We start from the raw sequence: 17,371 nt of genomic DNA, 5'->3' as shown, positions 1-17,371 counted from the left end.
GTCTCTAGACCCTAATTTGGGCGGCGTTGTTTTTTCCGAATATAGGAGTAAGACTATGTTTCAGCACTTCTTTTCGGACTATCTTGTACAGCTTCAACAAACCAATCAACAGTGGTGGCATGATTTCGAAGTGAACAAGGCAGTCGTGAACTCTCCTTTAAATAAGGCCATGCAAGAAGTGAACTTGGAAGACACTGCCAAACTCTTCGAACAAGCTGTAAATCAACCTGCTGCGATCTTAAAACTGCAAGCAGAATGGTGGGAACAGCAGCTACAAATTTGGCAGAATGTCGCGTTGGCGGGTAACCAAAAACAGGTCATTGAAGCAGAAAAAGGGGACAAGCGTTTTTCTAATGAAGCGTGGCAAAATGAGGTGATGTATAGCTTCATTAAGCAATCCTACCTGTTATTCAGCAAGACTTATTTAGATACAATTGAGTCACTCGAAGGTTTGGATGAAAAATCTAAAGAGCGAATACTTTTCTTTTCCCGTCAAGCCATCAATGCACTTTCCCCTTCGAATTTCATCGCGACGAATCCAGAACTCTTGAAACTGACACTTGAGCAAAACGGTCAAAACCTGCTGGCTGGCTTAGAGCAGTTAAAAGAAGACGTTGAGTCCAGCGCGGACATTTTGAAAATTCGTATGACGAACAACAATGCGTTTCGCGTGGGTGATGACGTTGCGACCACTCCGGGCGATGTGGTTTTTCAAAACGAATTGTTTGAGTTGATTCAATATCGACCTCTAACAGAGAAAGTGAATGCGACGCCACTGCTCATCGTTCCGCCTTTCATTAATAAATACTACATCCTTGACTTAACAGCGAAGAACTCAATGGTTCGATGGTTGCTAGAGCAGGGACATAGCGTATTTATGATGTCTTGGCGCAATCCAGGCAAGGCACAAGCGCATGTAGAGTTTGGTGACTATGTGACAGAAGGCGTCGTCAAAGCTGTCGCGGCAATTGAAGATATAACGGGCCAAGAGCAAATCAACGCGGCTGGTTACTGTATCGGTGGTACGGTTCTGGCGAGCACGGTTGCGTACTATGCGGCAAAACGTATGAAGAAGCGTATTAAATCAGCGACTTTCTTCACCACATTGCTCGACTTTTCTCAGCCAGGCGAAGTTGGCGCGTACATCAATGACACCATTGTGAGTGCAATTGAGGCGCAAAACAACGCAAAAGGGTATATGGACGGTCGTTCATTAAGCGTCACATTCAGCTTACTGCGCGAAAACAGCTTGTACTGGAACTACTATGTAGACAACTACTTGAAGGGTAACAGCCCAGTCGATTTTGACTTGTTGTACTGGAACAGTGACAGCACCAACGTGAGTGCTGCCTCCCATAACTTCTTGCTTCGTGAGCTCTATTTAGAGAATAAGCTAGTGCAAGACAAAGGCGTCAAAATTGGTGGGGTATGGATTGACCTAAATAAGATCAAAGTTCCTAGCTATTTTGTATCAACGAAAGAAGACCATATTGCTTTATGGCAGGGAACTTATCGTGGTGCCCTGAACACTGGTGGCAACAAAACGTTTGTTCTCGGTGAGTCGGGTCATATTGCGGGTATCGTGAACCCTCCAGCGAAAAACAAGTATGGTTATTGGTTGAACGATACTTTGGATGACTCGGCTGACGAGTGGTTGAATAATGCAGAGCACAAAGAGGGCTCGTGGTGGACACATTGGAATGAATGGCTACTTCAATTCAATCCTAAAGAGCAAGTCGAACCATTCCCTATTGGCTCGGAAGATCACCCAGCAATCGATGAAGCGCCAGGGCAATACGTCAAGCAGGTTCTGCCAGTAAAAGAGTCTTAAACAACTCCCTATAGCAGTAAATTTTAGCGACCTTTATGGTCGCTTTTTTTGGTCGTTACTGACTACCTTATTATACCGATTGAGTATATGTATCGGTTGAGGACATTTTGGGCCGAAAGTGACGGTGAATAAAAAAGCGCCGAGTAGATACTCAGCGCTTAGTGTCAACAAATAGGCAAGTTGACGGGTAGAGGTGCGTTACGTTACACCTCTTTATCCTTACCAAATGACAGCAGCCAGAGAGAGATTGCTGCTACTGCCACAAAGCCGGAAAGAATAATCACAGGCATGGCGCTATAGCCAAGGATATGCCAAATTACAGATTCTAAAGTACTCATGGTAAGTCTCCTTAGTGCCAGCCTTCAACGCCGCTCATGTCTGGTAGTTTGTGCGCGATGCCTTTGTGACAATCTACGCAGGTTTTCTCTCCAGAAGCTAGCGCAGTAGAGTGCTGCTCCGCTGCTCGTGAGCCTTGTTGAGAGTAATCCATGTAATCAAACTCGTGACAGTTACGACACTCAAGAGAGTCATTCTTTTTCATTCGCGCCCACTCTCGCTCAGCAAGGTGTCCTCGACGCTCTTGGAACTTCTCTGGTGTATCGATAGTACGCAGAACATAGTGAGCGAATAGCTCTTTGGATGCTTGTACTTTACGAACGATCTTATCTGTCCATTCATGAGGAACGTGACAGTCTGAGCAGATGGCACGAACACCAGAACGGTTAGAGTAGTGAATTGTTTCTTGAATTTCAGCAACGATTGGTGCGTGACAGCCAGAACAGAACTCTTCTGTGTTGGTTGCCTCCATACCTGTGTTGAATGCGCCCCAAAATAAAAGACCGCCAGCAAAACCTAAGAACAAAACCACACCAGCGGCAGCTTTACTTGGGTTCTTCAGTCTTTTCCAAAACGCTTTAAGTATTTTCATAAATAACCTCTTCGTACTCGCGTTTCAATTACTGAAGCGAATCAACTGCCTCGAACTTGTTTTCAACTAGTGGCTTAGCATTAGTTTGTGGCACGTGGCATTGCAAACAGAAGTAACGACGAGGAGACATATCCGCCAATACAGCATCTTCTCGGTTTACATAGTGCGTTACGCTAATTTTAGTCGCGCCTGACTCTTTTGCATTTTTCCAGCTGTGGCACGCAAGACACTTGTTAGCATTTAACGATACTTCGTAGTGACGGATGCTGTGTGGGATCAACGGTGGTTGATAAACAAAGCTATCTTCAACAATCTGGTCTTTTGGGAAGTCTTTGAACTCATCTGCTGGGCGTGTGTCTTCCAATTGAGACATTCCACGTAGAGACTCTAGACCGCCAATACCACCTGGATTATCTAACTCAGCTTGCGCAATGCCTGTCACTAAAGCACCTACAGATAAAAGTGCGACAAGTAATTTTTTCATCATTTTCATCTCCGCCTTTATGGCTTAAATTCTTTATTAGGCCGCCATAGTGACGGCCGTAGCATTCGGTATCTGAAGGTTAAGCAATCTTAGTGATTTTGACTGGACACTTCTTAAAGTCTGTCTGTTTAGACAGTGGGTCAGTCGCATCTAGGATGAGCTTGTTAATCAAAATACGTGCATCAAAGAACGGTACGAATACCAAACCTTTTGGCGGACGGTTACGACCGCGAGTTTCAACACGAACGCGTACTTCGCCGCGTTTGTTTGCCATGAGTACTTCTTCACCACGACGAACGTTACGCGCTTTTGCGTCTTCAGGGTGCATGTAACACACTGCGTCTGGTACTGCTTTGTATAGCTCAGGTACACGACGAGTCATGGTGCCTGTGTGCCAATGTTCAAGAACACGACCAGTACATAGCCACATATCAAACTCATCGTTTGGCACTTCTGGTGGCGCTTCATATGGTGCAGAGATAATCTTCGCTTTGCCGTCAGCATTGCCGTAGAAATCCCAACCAGAACCTTCTTTTGCGTATGGATCAGAACCTTCTTTAAAGCGCCATTGTGTTTCCTTACCATCAACAACTGGCCAACGTAGACCACGCACTTCATGGTAACGGTCGTATGGTGCTAAATCATGCCCGTGACCACGGCCAAACGTTGCATATTCCTCAAACAGACCTTTTTGAACATAGAAACCGAAGTGGTGGGCATCGTCATTCAGTTCGCGAGCTTCTTCGATAGGGAACTTGTCGACATTACCATTGCGGTATAGTACGTCGTACATGGTTTTACCACGGTACTGAGGCGCTTTCGCTAGTAGCTCTTCAGGCCACACCTCTTCCATTTTGAAGCGTTTCGAGAACTCCATTAGCTGCCATAGGTCAGATTTTGCCTGACCGACCGTGCCCACTTGTTGGTACCAAGCTTGAGTACGACGCTCTGCGTTACCGTAAGCACCTTCTTTCTCAATCCACATTGCTGTTGGAAGAATAAGGTCTGCTGCTTGCGCTGTTGCCGTCGGGTATGGGTCAGACACAACGATGAAGTTTTCTGGGTTGCGGTAACCTGGAAGACGTTCTGTGTTGATGTTTGGACCTGCTTGCATGTTGTTGTTACATTGAACCCAGTAACAGTTCAGGACACCATCGTTCAACATGCGGTCTTGCAATACGGCGTGGAAGCCAGGTTTTGGTGGAATCGTACCTTCTGGCAGTTTCCAGATGTCTTCTGCAATCTTACGGTGTTTCGGGTTAGCAACCACCATGTCCGCTGGTAGGCGGTGAGCAAACGTACCAACCTCACGAGCCGTACCACACGCAGATGGTTGACCCGTTAGTGAGAATGGGCTGTTACCCGGAGTCGAGATCTTACCGGTTAGTAGGTGGATGTTGTAAACCAAGTTATTCATCCACACGCCACGAGTATGTTGGTTCATACCCATTGTCCAAAGTGACATTACTTTCGTATTTGGATTGGCGTATTGCTTCGCAAGCTCGATAAGCTTCTCTTTTTCAACACCAGAGATTTCAGAGGCTTTCTCAGCGGTGTAAGGTGCAACAGACTTTTTGTACTCTTCGAAAGAGATAGACGTTAGCTTGCCTGAGTTAGGATTCTTCGCTGCTTTTTGTAGCGGATCATCGTCACGTAGGCCGTAACCGATGTCGGTATCTGCTTGAGTGAAGTTAGTGTGCTTGTTCACGAAGTCCCAGTTTACCGCATCGTTTTCGATGATGTAGTTCGCGATGAAGTTAGCAATCGCTAGGTCAGACTGTGGATTAAAAATGTAGCCGTGATCTGCCAACTCAAATGAACGGTGGTAGTAAGTAGAAAGCACGTTCACTTTAACGTGAGGGTGACTTAGGCGACGGTCAGTAATACGAGTCCATAGAACAGGGTGCATCTCTGCCATGTTCGAGCCCCATAGAACGAATGCGTCTGCGTTCTCAAAGTCATCGTAACAACCCATCGGCTCATCGATACCGAATGCGCGCATAAAGCCAACTACAGCAGAAGCCATACAGTGACGAGCGTTTGGATCAATGTTGTTTGAACGGAAGCCCGCTTTCATTAGCTTTGACGCAGCGTAGCCTTCCATTACTGTCCATTGGCCTGAGCCAAACATACCTACGCTTGTTGGACCTTTTTTCTCGAGGGAAGCTTTCCATTTCTCAGCCATGATGTCGAAAGCGTCATCCCAAGAGATAGGTGTAAATTCACCGTCTTTGTGGAATTTGCCATCTTTCATTCTCAGCATCGGCTGGGTCAGACGGTCTTGACCGTACATGATCTTAGAAAGGAAGTAGCCTTTAATACAGTTTAGGCCTTTGTTTACTGGTGCTTCTGGGTCACCCTGTGTTGCTACCACTTTACCATTTTGAGTACCAACAAGAACAGAACAGCCTGTACCACAGAAACGACAAGGTGCTTTGTCCCATGTGATTTTGGTTTGATCAGAGCTTGCAATCAGGTTGGCTGCAGATGCTGGTAGTGTCACACCTGCGACAGCAGCAGCTGATGCAGCCGCGTTTGCTTTCACAAACGCACGTCTTGTCATTTTCATACTTCACCCTCGATTTGGGAATGTTGTGTTCCAGTGTCTTCTTCATCCGTTTCTTCAAGCCCAGTTTCGATTTGGTGATAAACCAATACCGTGCTCAAGACATTCGGTAAATTGTTGATGGCATCGATAGTGTCTGTGATAAAACCTTGGTTTTCGGTTTCAAGCACGACGATAATCTTGCCTTCTGGACTGTCACCATAGATTTCCGCATTTTCATGTGCTTCGATCTGTTGTTTGATTTCGTCCAGATGTTCTGGCAGTACGTGTACTACCAAACTTGAAATATGCACTTCATTTAGTGACATATAGCTCTCTCATTTATTGCCTTTTGGCCGACGACATACGGCTTAGGCTGTTATATTGCTCACATTGATGGATGAAGTCGGGCACACTGAAACACAGGCGCCGCAGCCGTTACACTCATCAAGGTCTAAATTGGGTTGTGCTACTTTCCCCAGCTCTAATTTGAACTGAATTGCCATTGGGTCGCACATATCCCCACAGCTTCGGCATTCGACATTTTGTTTTGCTAAGCAGCTATCGTTGATGCTTGCTTTCGCTTGCCAAGGTTGCTCTGTTTTTGGCAAGAAAAGGGGCTCAGGACAGGCGTCTGCACACTGATAACAAAATGTGCATTCATCAATAGAAAAATCGACCGAAGGGAATCCGCCATCACTTTTAGTTATAATCTTTGTTTCGCAGGCCTCAATGCATTTACCGCAGCGAGTGCAATCGTCCGTAAACTGTTCTGGCTTGGCTAACCAAGGCAAACGTACGGCGTTGTCGGGGTGCGCTTTTCTTGCAAAGAGTCTTCTTCTGGAAAGGTCTACCACTTAGTCACCTCGAAACTTGGAACCCAAACTAAGCATAGTCCACAATTTTCATTAATAAACTGTCATTTAAACTAACGAAATTGTAGTTTTTGACATATTTGTATAAATACCTCTTAGGAGGTAAATGGGATGCAATATTGTTTTGGATCAATAAATTCCGTCGCAGGTGATCACATATTGATAAAGTTGAAAGGTAATGGGTTCATTGCACGTACAAATAGGGTTGTTAATGGGCGAGGAACTCAGATTGTTTAAAAATGTGAAAAAGTCAGTGACGCGCACGATTGCGTCCGCGATGCTTCTTATTTTGCTGCTTTCAGTTGCTACGACTGGTTTTGCAATTTTTACGTTAGCGTCAAGCTTGAATGATGCAGAAGCCGTCAATGTTGCTGGCTCAATGCGAATGCAAAGTTATCGTTTGGCACATGATATTCAGATTAAATCTGTTGATTACTCTTCACATATTGACGCATTTGAACATTCGATATACTCACCTTCCATGAAAGCACTCCAGCATTGGTCAGTGCCAGAAGACATTACTCATGATTACTACCGTCTTATTATGAGATGGCATGAACTCAAGTCGGTGTTGAGAGGAGACAACCCGGCGGAGTACCAACTCCTAGTGGCTGGTTTTGTAAAGCAGATCGATGAGTTTGTATTTAAGCTGCAAAGCTTTTCGGAGCAAAAGCTGATTAACTTAGCTTGGATTGGCGGGTTAGGGTTAGGCGGTATCCTTTGTGTCAGTATGTTTGTTGTCCATTTTGTGCGCCTCGAAGTTGTACGGCCTTTGCGTGCTTTAGTTTTTGCTAGCGAGCAAATTAAGAATCGCTCATTTAATATATCGCTTGATGTATCCAGCGATAATGAAATGGGGATCCTGACTCGAACCTTTAATCGGATGGCGACGGACCTTGGTAAGTTATACCGAGGGCTAGAACAAGCGGTTGATGAAAAAACGCGTAAATTACAGCATGCGAATCAGTCTTTAGAAGTATTGTATGACTCGTCGAAAGAGTTAACGGCTTCGCGTATTAATCAGGATAACTTCCAAGCCATATTGCAACATATTGCAAGTCTTGAAGGCATTAAAGCGGTCAAACTTGAAATAGAGCAATTGGGAGAACCGAGTTGGATATTGATGGAAGGGGAAGAGTGCTGCCACGACTGTGATGAAGATTGCCATAGTAAGGCTCTAACGTTAGACGGTGAGCACTTAGGCTATTTGTATTGGAAGGCCGGGTTACCTTGTCCGAATGAGGCACTGATTGACAACTTTGTGCAGATTTTATCGCGTGCCGTGTATTACAATCGAGCCCAACGCCAAGCAGAACAAATCCTACTGATGGAAGAGCGAGCCACCATTGCTCGGGAACTGCATGATTCATTAGCTCAAGCACTCTCTTATTTAAAAATTCAGGTCGCTTTATTAAAGAGAAGCGTAAAGAATTTGCCTGATGAAAAAGCGATAGCTCAGGCGAATCAAGTCATTGCCGAGTTGGATACGGGCTTATCTGCTGCTTATACCCAACTACGCGAATTACTGACGACGTTTCGTCTTACGATTAAAGAGGGCAGTTTTGGCCAAGCATTGCAAGATATGGTCGAAACGCTCAACGAACAAACCGTCGCTGACATTACGTTAAAAAATAGACTTTCTTCAACTGAACTGGATGCACACCAGCAGGTTCATTTACTACAGTTGATAAGAGAAGCGGCAATTAATGCCATCAAGCATGCGCAAGCAGATAATATTCACATTCAATGTCTTGATAATGATGGAAAAGTCACAGTAACCGTTACCGATGATGGAATAGGCTTTGAACATCAAGACGAAAAATTAAATCATTACGGTATGAGTATCATGCAAGAGCGAGCCGCTAGGCTGCATGCCGATCTTCACATTGAAGCATCGATAAACAAAGGCTGTACCGTAAAACTAGAATTCCAACATAGTAAGGAAGTAAACAGTGACAGTGTGTAAAGTAATGCTGGTGGATGATCATCCACTCATGCGACGAGGTATTCACCAACTTTTAAGCTTTGAGCCTGAGTTTGAAGTCGTTGCAGAAGCAAGTAATGGCGCAGATGCGGTAGCGAAAGCGCATGAGCTGGAACTGGATCTTGTACTTCTTGATCTCAATATGAAAGGCATGTCAGGCCTCGATACCTTACAAGCGCTACGTGCTGATGGTTGTGAAGCTCGAATTGTTATCTTAACCGTATCGGATAGCCCAGCTGACATAGAAGCAATAGTTAGAAGTGGTGCCGATGGCTATTTATTGAAAGACACTGAGCCCGATGAGTTGGTTGAGTTGCTAAAACAAGCACATCAAGGCGACAAAGCTTACAGCCAAGAAGTTTCTAAGTATTTGAGTGAGCGTTCAGGACAAGAGGACGTTTTTGATACGCTGACGGATCGCGAAACGCAGATCTTAAGAGAGGTGGCAAGAGGTTTCCGCAACAAGCAGATTGCCGACCGTCTTTTTATTTCTGAATCCACGGTTAAAGTGCATATGAAGAGTTTACTTAAAAAGCTTCAAGTTCCTTCTCGTACTGCGGCAACCGTTCTTTATCTTGAGCGCTTTGGCGACATCAAATAATACAGTTGAAGAACAATCCCAAACTACCAATGGAATCAATCGTTTAGCGTGATTTTAATAATAAAAAAACCGCCTTAAAGGCGGTTTTTTTATTTGTCTGGGCGAATAGAGTACAAGTCACTGTTGTGCTTACCGCACTCTAAATAGTACTGATAAGCCACTTTTTTGCTTTCAGCAATGACTCTCATGCAGTGCATTTTCCCCTGTTCAAAATATCGAATCTCATATTCTACACTGGTATCAAGTTGCTCAGCGGCTGCCATACTTCGCCTCCATAAACCATCCAAAAAACATCCATGCAAATTATATGCCGTTATAAGGAGCGTCGTTCGGTGTATTTTTTAGCCGATAATTGCGCTCTAACTCACTTTTTTGCGGATAGCTGTGATCAAAAAGTTAATTTCAAACTCTATATATTATTAAGGTGGCAATCAATATTTGTCACACTGGTGTAAGTTTGCCGCAATATTAAGTGATACAAGTTGAGTATAGAACTTAATCAATAGAAAAGGGAATACGAATAAGTGACTAAATTACAGGGTGTATCTAATAAGGTGCTTGGTTATGGCCTTCTATTTTGTTTCGTATTTCTTCTTGCCGGATGTACGAAGAAGTTTCTATACAGCAATATCGATTGGTTCGTTATCGATTACATAGAGGATTATGTTTCTCTGCAAGGTGAACAAGAAGTCTTGGTCGAAGAACGCTTATTATTGTTAGCAGAATGGCATAAGAAAGAAGAGTTACCGTTATATATCGATCATTTAAAAGAGCTTGAGAGATTAAAAGCTAGCGATATAACCCTAAATTATTTGCAGGAAAATCGAGATAGAATGCGAGCGCATTACGATAGAGTGGTAAGCAAAGCGGCACCAGACCTTTTTGCTTTGAGTTTACAGTTAACGAAAGATCAAGAACGGGAATTTCTGAGTAATGTACAAGAGCATTATCAAGAGCGAAACGCAAAATATGCGGATAAAACGGAAGATGAAATACGTGAAATTATTCTAGATAACACAGAAGAATGGATGGAAGAGTGGTTGGGAAGCCTATCAGAAAGTCAGCGCCAATTAGCTCAAACGTTTTCTCAACAAGTCACTCTTAACAGTCCTTTATGGAGAGGTTATCGAGCAACGATATATCAAGATCTCGAATATCTGTTCGACAACAAGTCCAATGCTGTCACTTATCAGGATATATTTATGCGCCTGTTGTTCGAGCCAGAGAGCTATTACAGTGAGCAGCTTTCTAAAAATATTGATTCTAACTTTGTGCTGGTCGATCAACTGACATTAGATATTTCTCAATCTATGACCGATAAACAATGGCTTCATTTTCGCGGTAAGGTAAAAGAGTGGCGAGTACTAGCTGAGGAATTATTAGATTAGATTCATGCTTCAATTGACGAGGGGATGTGCCGTAGCCTTTCTTATGAAAAAATGATTCAAAGCAAATTCTTATTGAGCTAAGAGCGTAACATAGCTTGAGGTTTGATGAGGTAAGGTCAGCTTATTGATGGTTGATAAAGCCTCATCGTATAAAAACAATGAGAATAAATATGAAACATTTAGTTGAAAGATTTCTTCGCTACGTCACGTTCGATACCCAATCAAATCCACATGTTACGCTTTGCCCAAGCTCGCCTGGTCAGCTTGTGTTTGCTGAGTTGCTTAAGAAAGAGATGATTGAACTTGGCTTAAGTGATGTGACATTAGATAAAAATGGCTACTTGATGGCTAGACTGCCAGCTAACGTTGATTATGAGGTGCCGCCTATAGGCTTTATTGCCCATATGGATACCGCGCCTGACGCCTCAGGAAAAAACGTAAAACCGCAATTTATTGAAGATTACCAAGGCGGCGATATTGCGCTAGGGTTGGGGGATGAAGTGCTATCTCCGGTGCAATATCCAGATTTACATCATCTACATGGCCACAATCTTATCACTACCGATGGCACTACATTACTTGGCGCGGATAACAAAGCTGGTATTGCTGAGATTCTCTCTGCAGTCGCGCTGTTACTAGAAAATCCAGACATTCCACACGGCGACATTCGTATCGGCTTCACACCAGATGAAGAGATTGGCCGGGGCGCAGATTTATTTGATGTTGAAAAGTTTGGCGCGAAATGGGCATACACTATTGATGGTGGCCCGCAAGGTGAACTGGAATACGAAAATTTTAATGCGGCAAACGCCGATGTGATTTTTCATGGTGTCAGCGTTCACCCTGGTACTGCAAAAGGTAAAATGGTTAATGCGATGAACTTGGCTGCGAAATTTCAGGTTCAAATGCCTCAAGATCAAACTCCCGAAACAACAGAAGGCTACGAAGGGTTCTTCCATTTAAAATCGGCAGAAATGGGCGTGGCGCGAAGCGAACTTGGTTACATTATCCGAGACTTTGATCGTCAGGGCCTTGAAGAGCGAAAAGCCTTTATGCAGAAACTCGTTGATGACATGAACGCGGGCTTACGTCATGGTTCTGTAGAACTGAAAATAACAGACAGCTATTACAATATGAGAGAAATGGTTGAGCCTTACCCGCATATCATTGAGTTAGCGAAGCAAGCGATGGAAGCGTGTGATGTTGAACCGATTATAAAACCTATTCGTGGTGGTACAGATGGCGCACGTTTATCTTTTATGGGGTTGCCGTGCCCGAATATCTTCACTGGTGGTTTTAACTTCCATGGGATTCATGAGTTTATTTCGGTTGAAATGATGGAGAAGTCAGTGCTTGTCATCGTCAAAATTGCTGAACTCACCGCGAAAAAAACACGGTTAACAGACTAGATCGAGCGGTTCTTGTCGATTGAATGGGGGAAAATAGCCCAGAGTCATCTGGGCTATTTTTAAATTCAAAAACGAAACATTAACGTACGTCTTTGTCTTCAATTTCAATGTCTTCTAGTGGTAGCCAGTCGACTTTCACACCCGCTTGATCGAACATGTCTTGGCTGACTTGGATTTTATCTCCCCAGCGAGATAGAAAGTCTTCAGATTGCTCAGGGCAGTGCACGTGTGAGATCCCTGTTTGAATGATCTTTGCCGCGCAGTTAGGACATGGAAAATGCGTCACCCAAATATCACATCCGTCTAAGTCACGTTTTGAGAACAAAATTGCGTTCTCTTCTGCATGCAGTGTTTTTAGATATTTCAACTCGCGTTCATCGGTATCGACACTGTCAGAAACACCGTGCGGGTAGCCATTAAATCCAACAGATACAATGCGATTCTGTTTAGTGATAACTGCACCGACTTGTGTTGATGGGTCCTTACTCCATGACGCCACTAGTTCTGCCATCTGGTAAAAGCGTTTTGCCCATTTAGAAATCATAGTCATCCTCTCTGTCGAAGGCGTTGAATTAATTGAATGATAACCCATTTATATTAAAAAAATAGTCAAAATCGGGGTCTTGAGTATGAAGGCGTCATTTTTTGTCTTTTTAACCATAAAACGTTCTTATCTTGAGCACCGAATCTCACTTTCTGTCTTTATACGATATCTCACTTAGTGTTTCCTGGCGCCTCTAAATGCACGATGCCTGAGAGTGTATATCAAATAATTATGATTGAGCTGCTTGTGTATTGTTCGTTAAATATCACTGTTAACTAAATTACTTTATTTTCTTTTTGTTTCTCATGTTTACATTTAGAAACATTTTGGGGGCTTTTGAGTGAAGTTTTCAGTTGCAGCAAGGAGTAAGGTTGATGGGAATTCAACAATATCCTGTTCTATAAAGACGGTAAATACATGCAAAAGAAACCACTTGTCGCACTAATGGCGGCTACAGCAATCCTCGCTGGATGCGGGGAAGCTAATAATGCCCAAAGGGAAGGCCAAGCGCCTCTCGTAGTGACTCAGGATGTCACGGTTATCGACTACCAACCGAGCAAGTCTTATATCGGTCGCATTGAAGCAGTAGAAGATACCAATATTACCGCGCAGATTTCTGGCTATTTAAAAGCTCGTCACTTTGAAGAGGGGCAAATGGTAGAAAAAGGGCAGCTTCTTTATTCTATCGAGCCATCTTCTTTTGAAGCACAAGTCGCGAGCGCTAAAGCGGCACTTGCACAAGCAAAAGCCGCGCTAAAAAAAGCGGAACTAGACCACACCCGAGGTAAAAACTTGTTGCCTCGCGGTAGTATCTCTCAATCTGAGTTTGACGCCTTAACTGCGGCACTTCTTGGGGCGAAAGCCGAGCTAGAAGCAGCAAATGCTCAGCTTAAGCTTGCTGAAGTTAACCTTTCTTATACTCAAATCCGAGCTCCGTTCAGCGGTCGCATTAGCGATACCAAAGTGAGTACTGGTGATCTTGTTTCCCCTTCATCTGGCGTGCTGACGACATTGGTGAGCTTAGACCCAGTGCACACTTCATTTAGTGTGAGTGAGCGCGAGCGTTTAGCCATGGGTATGGATCAAGTTAAAGGCGACGGCTCAGCAGAATCAAACAGAGTTGAAGTTCAGCTTGAGCTGGAAAATGGTCAGTTTTTTGAGCATCTCGGTAAACTCGATTTCTTAGGTAATCGTATTGATACCAAAACTGGTACGATTGCAATGCGTGCGCTAGTGCCAAACCCAGAGCAGAAGTTACTTCCGGGTCAGCACATCAAAGTGAACTTGAGAGATAAGAACACGAAAGACGTTATTGTTATCCCACGACGTGCAGTACAGACTGACTTAGAAGGTGACTTTGTGATGGTGATGGCTGAGGGAAGTGTGGCAGAGCGTCGTAACGTCGAGCTTGGACCTCAGGTTGAACAAGGCATTATCATTCGAGAAGGCCTCGATCAGGAAGATACGGTTATTACACAGGGCCTACAGCGTGTGCGTAATGGTGTAGAAGTGCGCATTCAAACACCTGCTGAAGATAAGCAGTAGGGGGCACTATGTTAAGTCGTTTCTTTATTCAGAGACCTAAATTCGCGCTGGTTATTTCGATCATATTAACGCTAGCAGGCGCGATCTCACTGGCGATTTTGCCAGTGGCGGAGTACCCACAGATAAGTCCGCCATCAGTCAGCGTTTCGGCATACTACACCGGTGCGAGTGCGGAAGTTGTCGAGCAGGCCATTGCGGACCCCATAGAGACGTCGGTCAATGGCGTTGAGGACATGATCTATATGTCTTCAAAGAGCGCGAACGATGGCTCATACAGCCTAAATGTCACGTTCGATGTCGGAACCGATCCAGACATGGCACAAGTAAACGTGCAAAACCGTGTATCACAGATCGAGTCAAAACTGCCTCAAGAAGTGCGCATGGTTGGTGTGACGGTGAAAAAACGCTCACCTGACTTGCTGATGGTCCTTAACTTCTATTCGCCTGATGGCAAATACGACGATCAGTTCTTGATTAACTACATTAACTTGAATGTAAAAGATCAGCTGGCTCGTGCGAAAGGCATTAGTGAAGTTAACGTGATTGGTGGTGGCGAATACGCAATGCGTGTTTGGTTAGATCCGGAAAAAATGGCCAACCTTAAGCTAACCACGTCAGACGTATACGCCGCTTTGGCTGAACAAAACGTTCAAGTTGCGGCAGGGCGTGTTGGTGCAGCACCATACAACAATCCGCAAGAAGTTCAGTTTAACCTTGTGACCAAAGGTCGCTTGGAAAGCGTGAGCGAGTTTGAGAACGTTGTCCTTCGAGCTAATCCAAATGGTTCCACGGTTTATCTGAAAGATGTCGCTCGTGTCGAGCTAGGCAAAAAGTTCTACGATGGTAACGGTAAATTCCGTGGTCAGGACGCGTCAATTGTTGCATTGTCTCTTCAATCAGATGCGAACGCGTTAGAAAGTGGTCAGGCCGTCATGGAGCTGCTTGAGGACTTGAGTAAAAACTTCCCTGAGGGCATGGCGTACGAGACCAGCTACGATACAACCGTGTTCGTATCTGAATCGATCAAAGGGGTAGTAAAAACACTGATTGAAGCGATTCTATTGGTGATTGCTGTAACTTACTTGTTCTTGGGTAGTGCGCGCGCAACATTGATTCCTGTTGTCGCGATCCCCGTTTCTTTGATTGGTACGTTTGCCATCATGCAGGCGACGGGCTTCACCATCAATACGGTCACTTTGTTTGGCTTGATCCTCGCGATTGGTATCGTGGTGGACGATGCGATTCTGGTTATCGAAAACGTCGATACCACCATGGCGAAAGACCCAACCATTTCACCGCGTAAAGCGACATTGCTAGCGATGAAAGAAGTAACGGGCCCAATCATCACGTCGACCTTGGTTCTACTTGCGGTATTCATACCAGTCGCGATGCTGCCGGGTATCACTGGTATCATGTATCGCCAGTTCGCTTTGACCATCTGTATTTCGGTTGTGATCTCATCCATTAACGCATTGACGCTGTCTCCAGCGCTTTGTTCTTTGGTATTGAAGCAGGGGGGGGGCAACACCGCTAACTGGTTCCAGGCTTTCAACCGAGGCTTAGAGCGTATCACAACGCGTTATGGTCAGGTCGCTGGTTTCTTGGTGAAGAAATCTTTGCTGCTCGTGACGTTCTTTATAGTCGCTATCGCGGCGGTAACTTTCTTTGCGAAAACTACCTCAACAGCGTTTGTTCCTCAAGAAGATAAAGGCATTTTGCTGGTTAACGTTCAGCTACCAGATTCAGCATCTTTATCTCGTACTGAAGAAGTCACCAATGATTTAATGAACATGATTGGTGAAGAGCCTGGTGTGGATGGCGTGACGGTTGCGAACGGTTACTCGTTTATGACAGGCGCAGCAGCATCAAACGGTGCATCTGTGTTTATCAAACTGCATGACTGGGATACTCGTAACTCGTTGCAAGGGGAACACTCTGCCAATGCCATCGCGGCGCGTATTAATGGCCGAGCGGCGACAGAGTTGCCTCAAGCGGTTGTGTTTGCGATGGGACCTCCGGCGGTTCCTGGTATGGGCGCTGCGTCTGGTTTTGAGTTTGTGCTTGAAGATACGCTAGGGCGAAGCCGTACCGATTTGTCGATGGTCATGGGAGAAATGATCCAAGCGGCCAACCAAGCCCCTGAAATTGCCTACACGTTTAGTACGTTCCGCGCGAATGTCCCGCACTACTACGTTGATATCGACCGTGAGAAAGCACAGCAGTTGGGTATTTCACTGTCGTCTATTTTCCAAACCTTGCAAGGCAACTTAGGTTCGCTTTATGTGAATGACTTCACCATGTTTGGTAAGAACTTCCGCGTAACCATGCAAGCTGATAGCCAGCACCGTAGCAGCATGGAAGATCTAGAGCGTTTCCATGTTCGTTCTTCGAACGGTGATATGGTTCCGCTAAGTACGCTAGTGAGCTACGAGCAAGTGTTTGAGCCTGATGTGGCATGGCGTTACAACATGTACCGCAGTGCTATCATTCAAGGCCAACCAGCTCCGGGCTACTCTAGTGGTGATGCGATTGCCGCAATGGAACGCGTTGCAGCAGAGGTTCTTCCGCAGGGCTACACGTACGAATGGACAGGTATGGCTTATCAGGAAGTACTTGCGGGTAACCAAGCCATTTATGCGTTTGCACTGGCTTTGATCTTCATTTACTTGTTCATGGTGGCACAATATGAGAGCTGGAGTATTCCATTAGCCATCATTTTGGTGGTGCCAGTAGCAACGTTAGGCTCCTTCTTGGCGTTGAATCTGACTGGGACACCGCTTAACTTGTATGCGCAAATTGGCCTTGTCTTGCTCATAGCCTTGGCGGCGAAAAACGCAATTTTGATTGTGGAGTTCGCCAAGCAAGAACGTGAAGAAAAAGATGCTGATATCGATAGTGCAGCGGTTAAAGGAGGCACGTTACGTTTCCGCGCAGTGAATATGACATCTTGGTCGTTTATCCTGGGTATCTTCCCGCTGATCTTCGCCGCAGGTGCAGGGCACGTGAGCCAAAACTCGCTCGGCGTGTCGCTGATTGGTGGTCTATTGTGTGTGCTTCTAGCAGGTACATTCTTGATCCCAGGCTTCTACGCTCTGGTGCAAAGACAGCGTGAGAAAGTTCATGGCGGCAACACCAAGCTGGTTCCTCTTGATGATGAGTAATCACACCCGCTGTGCACAGTAGAGCACGAAGTTAAAGTCGAAAAAAAGCCCGAAGCAATGATTGCCTCGGGCTTTT

General features: G+C 45.0%; 15 protein-coding genes. 7 read left to right on the top strand and 8 right to left on the bottom strand.

The features are described from left to right. Positions 1–55 precede the first annotated feature (55 nt). Positions 56–1,831 (top strand): class I poly(R)-hydroxyalkanoic acid synthase, encoded by a 1,776-nt coding sequence (gene phaC / locus NL644_RS06405; protein ID WP_114323360.1) that lies wholly within the window; start codon positions 56–58, stop codon positions 1,829–1,831. 203 nt (positions 1,832–2,034) lie between these two features. Here phaC and NL644_RS06400 read toward each other — a convergent pair whose 3' ends face one another. From NL644_RS06400 to napF, 6 genes are all read right to left on the bottom strand, one after another. Further along, positions 2,035–2,169, bottom strand: a complete 135-nt coding sequence (locus tag NL644_RS06400; RefSeq protein ID WP_005373546.1) for a TIGR02808 family protein — start codon at positions 2,167–2,169, stop codon at positions 2,035–2,037. A gap of 11 nt (positions 2,170–2,180) precedes the next feature. Then, positions 2,181–2,759, bottom strand: coding sequence for a NapC/NirT family cytochrome c (locus NL644_RS06395; protein WP_005398274.1), 579 nt, complete (start codon positions 2,757–2,759; stop codon positions 2,181–2,183). A 28-nt stretch (positions 2,760–2,787) separates the two neighbouring features. Next, positions 2,788–3,243, bottom strand: a complete 456-nt coding sequence (locus NL644_RS06390) for a nitrate reductase cytochrome c-type subunit (RefSeq protein ID WP_031780699.1) — start codon at positions 3,241–3,243, stop codon at positions 2,788–2,790. 79 nt (positions 3,244–3,322) lie between these two features. Further along, entirely contained in the window at positions 3,323–5,812 is a 2,490-nt protein-coding gene (gene napA, locus NL644_RS06385) for a periplasmic nitrate reductase subunit alpha (protein ID WP_006741149.1), read from the bottom strand. Then, positions 5,809–6,117, bottom strand: a complete 309-nt coding sequence (locus tag NL644_RS06380; protein ID WP_005398456.1) for a chaperone NapD — start codon at positions 6,115–6,117, stop codon at positions 5,809–5,811. Before NL644_RS06380 ends, napA begins: the two co-directional genes overlap by 4 nt. A gap of 42 nt (positions 6,118–6,159) precedes the next feature. Beyond that, the gene (napF, locus tag NL644_RS06375; RefSeq protein WP_176319203.1) at positions 6,160–6,645 is read right to left on the bottom strand and encodes a ferredoxin-type protein NapF; all 486 of its coding nucleotides are present in this window, start codon (positions 6,643–6,645) and stop codon (positions 6,160–6,162) included. Between the two features lie 247 nt (positions 6,646–6,892). Between napF and narQ the strand changes: the two genes are divergently transcribed. After that, on the top strand, positions 6,893–8,629 hold the full coding sequence (gene narQ / locus NL644_RS06370; protein ID WP_048625157.1) for a nitrate/nitrite two-component system sensor histidine kinase NarQ: 1,737 nt from the start codon (positions 6,893–6,895) through the stop codon (positions 8,627–8,629). Next, on the top strand, positions 8,616–9,248 hold the full coding sequence (locus tag NL644_RS06365) for a response regulator (RefSeq protein WP_005398453.1): 633 nt from the start codon (positions 8,616–8,618) through the stop codon (positions 9,246–9,248). Before narQ ends, NL644_RS06365 begins: the two co-directional genes overlap by 14 nt. 89 nt (positions 9,249–9,337) lie before the next feature. Here the strand turns inward: NL644_RS06365 and NL644_RS06360 are convergent, their stop codons facing one another. Next, entirely contained in the window at positions 9,338–9,511 is a 174-nt protein-coding gene (locus NL644_RS06360; protein ID WP_005373524.1) for a hypothetical protein, read from the bottom strand. Between the two features lie 261 nt (positions 9,512–9,772). Between NL644_RS06360 and NL644_RS06355 the strand changes: the two genes are divergently transcribed. After that, complete coding sequence (locus NL644_RS06355; protein ID WP_253658199.1) at positions 9,773–10,636, top strand: DUF6279 family lipoprotein; 864 nt, start codon at positions 9,773–9,775, stop codon at positions 10,634–10,636. 170 nt (positions 10,637–10,806) lie between these two features. Further along, positions 10,807–12,045 (top strand): peptidase T, encoded by a 1,239-nt coding sequence (gene pepT / locus NL644_RS06350; RefSeq protein ID WP_199804267.1) that lies wholly within the window; start codon positions 10,807–10,809, stop codon positions 12,043–12,045. 79 nt (positions 12,046–12,124) lie between these two features. On the opposite strand, the gene NL644_RS06345 is transcribed toward pepT, so the two are convergent. Further along, positions 12,125–12,589 (bottom strand): dCMP deaminase family protein, encoded by a 465-nt coding sequence (locus NL644_RS06345; protein WP_005373515.1) that lies wholly within the window; start codon positions 12,587–12,589, stop codon positions 12,125–12,127. A gap of 417 nt (positions 12,590–13,006) precedes the next feature. Here NL644_RS06345 and vmeY point away from each other — a divergent pair, with 417 nt between their 5' ends. Beyond that, positions 13,007–14,134 (top strand): multidrug efflux RND transporter periplasmic adaptor subunit VmeY, encoded by a 1,128-nt coding sequence (gene vmeY, locus NL644_RS06340; protein ID WP_134645504.1) that lies wholly within the window; start codon positions 13,007–13,009, stop codon positions 14,132–14,134. 8 nt (positions 14,135–14,142) lie between these two features. After that, positions 14,143–17,295: a multidrug efflux RND transporter permease subunit VmeZ gene (gene vmeZ, locus NL644_RS06335; protein ID WP_046875892.1), complete on the top strand. Its 3,153-nt coding sequence runs from the start codon at positions 14,143–14,145 to the stop codon at positions 17,293–17,295. Positions 17,296–17,371 lie beyond the last annotated feature (76 nt).

Source organism: Vibrio sp. Y10_XG_PY6 (assembly GCF_024181795.1).
GTDB lineage: Bacteria > Pseudomonadota > Gammaproteobacteria > Enterobacterales > Vibrionaceae > Vibrio > Vibrio diabolicus.
Note: the sequence above shows the minus strand (reverse complement) of the source record. Positions and strands in the feature narration are given on the sequence as shown.

Bases quoted from the DNA above. Each gene is read 5' to 3' on its own strand.
- NL644_RS06380 (WP_005398456.1), bottom strand. From the start codon at position 6,117: ATGTCACTAAATGAAGTGCATATTTCAAGTTTGGTAGTACACGTACTG.
- vmeZ (WP_046875892.1), top strand. From the start codon at position 14,143: ATGTTAAGTCGTTTCTTTATTCAGAGACCTAAATTCGCGCTGGTTATT.
- NL644_RS06360 (WP_005373524.1), bottom strand. From the start codon at position 9,511: ATGGCAGCCGCTGAGCAACTTGATACCAGTGTAGAATATGAGATTCGA.
- pepT (WP_199804267.1), top strand. From the start codon at position 10,807: ATGAAACATTTAGTTGAAAGATTTCTTCGCTACGTCACGTTCGATACC.
- phaC (WP_114323360.1), top strand. From the start codon at position 56: ATGTTTCAGCACTTCTTTTCGGACTATCTTGTACAGCTTCAACAAACC.
- NL644_RS06395 (WP_005398274.1), bottom strand. From the start codon at position 2,759: ATGAAAATACTTAAAGCGTTTTGGAAAAGACTGAAGAACCCAAGTAAA.
- NL644_RS06400 (WP_005373546.1), bottom strand. From the start codon at position 2,169: ATGAGTACTTTAGAATCTGTAATTTGGCATATCCTTGGCTATAGCGCC.
- napA (WP_006741149.1), bottom strand. From the start codon at position 5,812: ATGAAAATGACAAGACGTGCGTTTGTGAAAGCAAACGCGGCTGCATCA.
- NL644_RS06345 (WP_005373515.1), bottom strand. From the start codon at position 12,589: ATGATTTCTAAATGGGCAAAACGCTTTTACCAGATGGCAGAACTAGTG.
- vmeY (WP_134645504.1), top strand. From the start codon at position 13,007: ATGCAAAAGAAACCACTTGTCGCACTAATGGCGGCTACAGCAATCCTC.
- NL644_RS06390 (WP_031780699.1), bottom strand. From the start codon at position 3,243: ATGAAAAAATTACTTGTCGCACTTTTATCTGTAGGTGCTTTAGTGACA.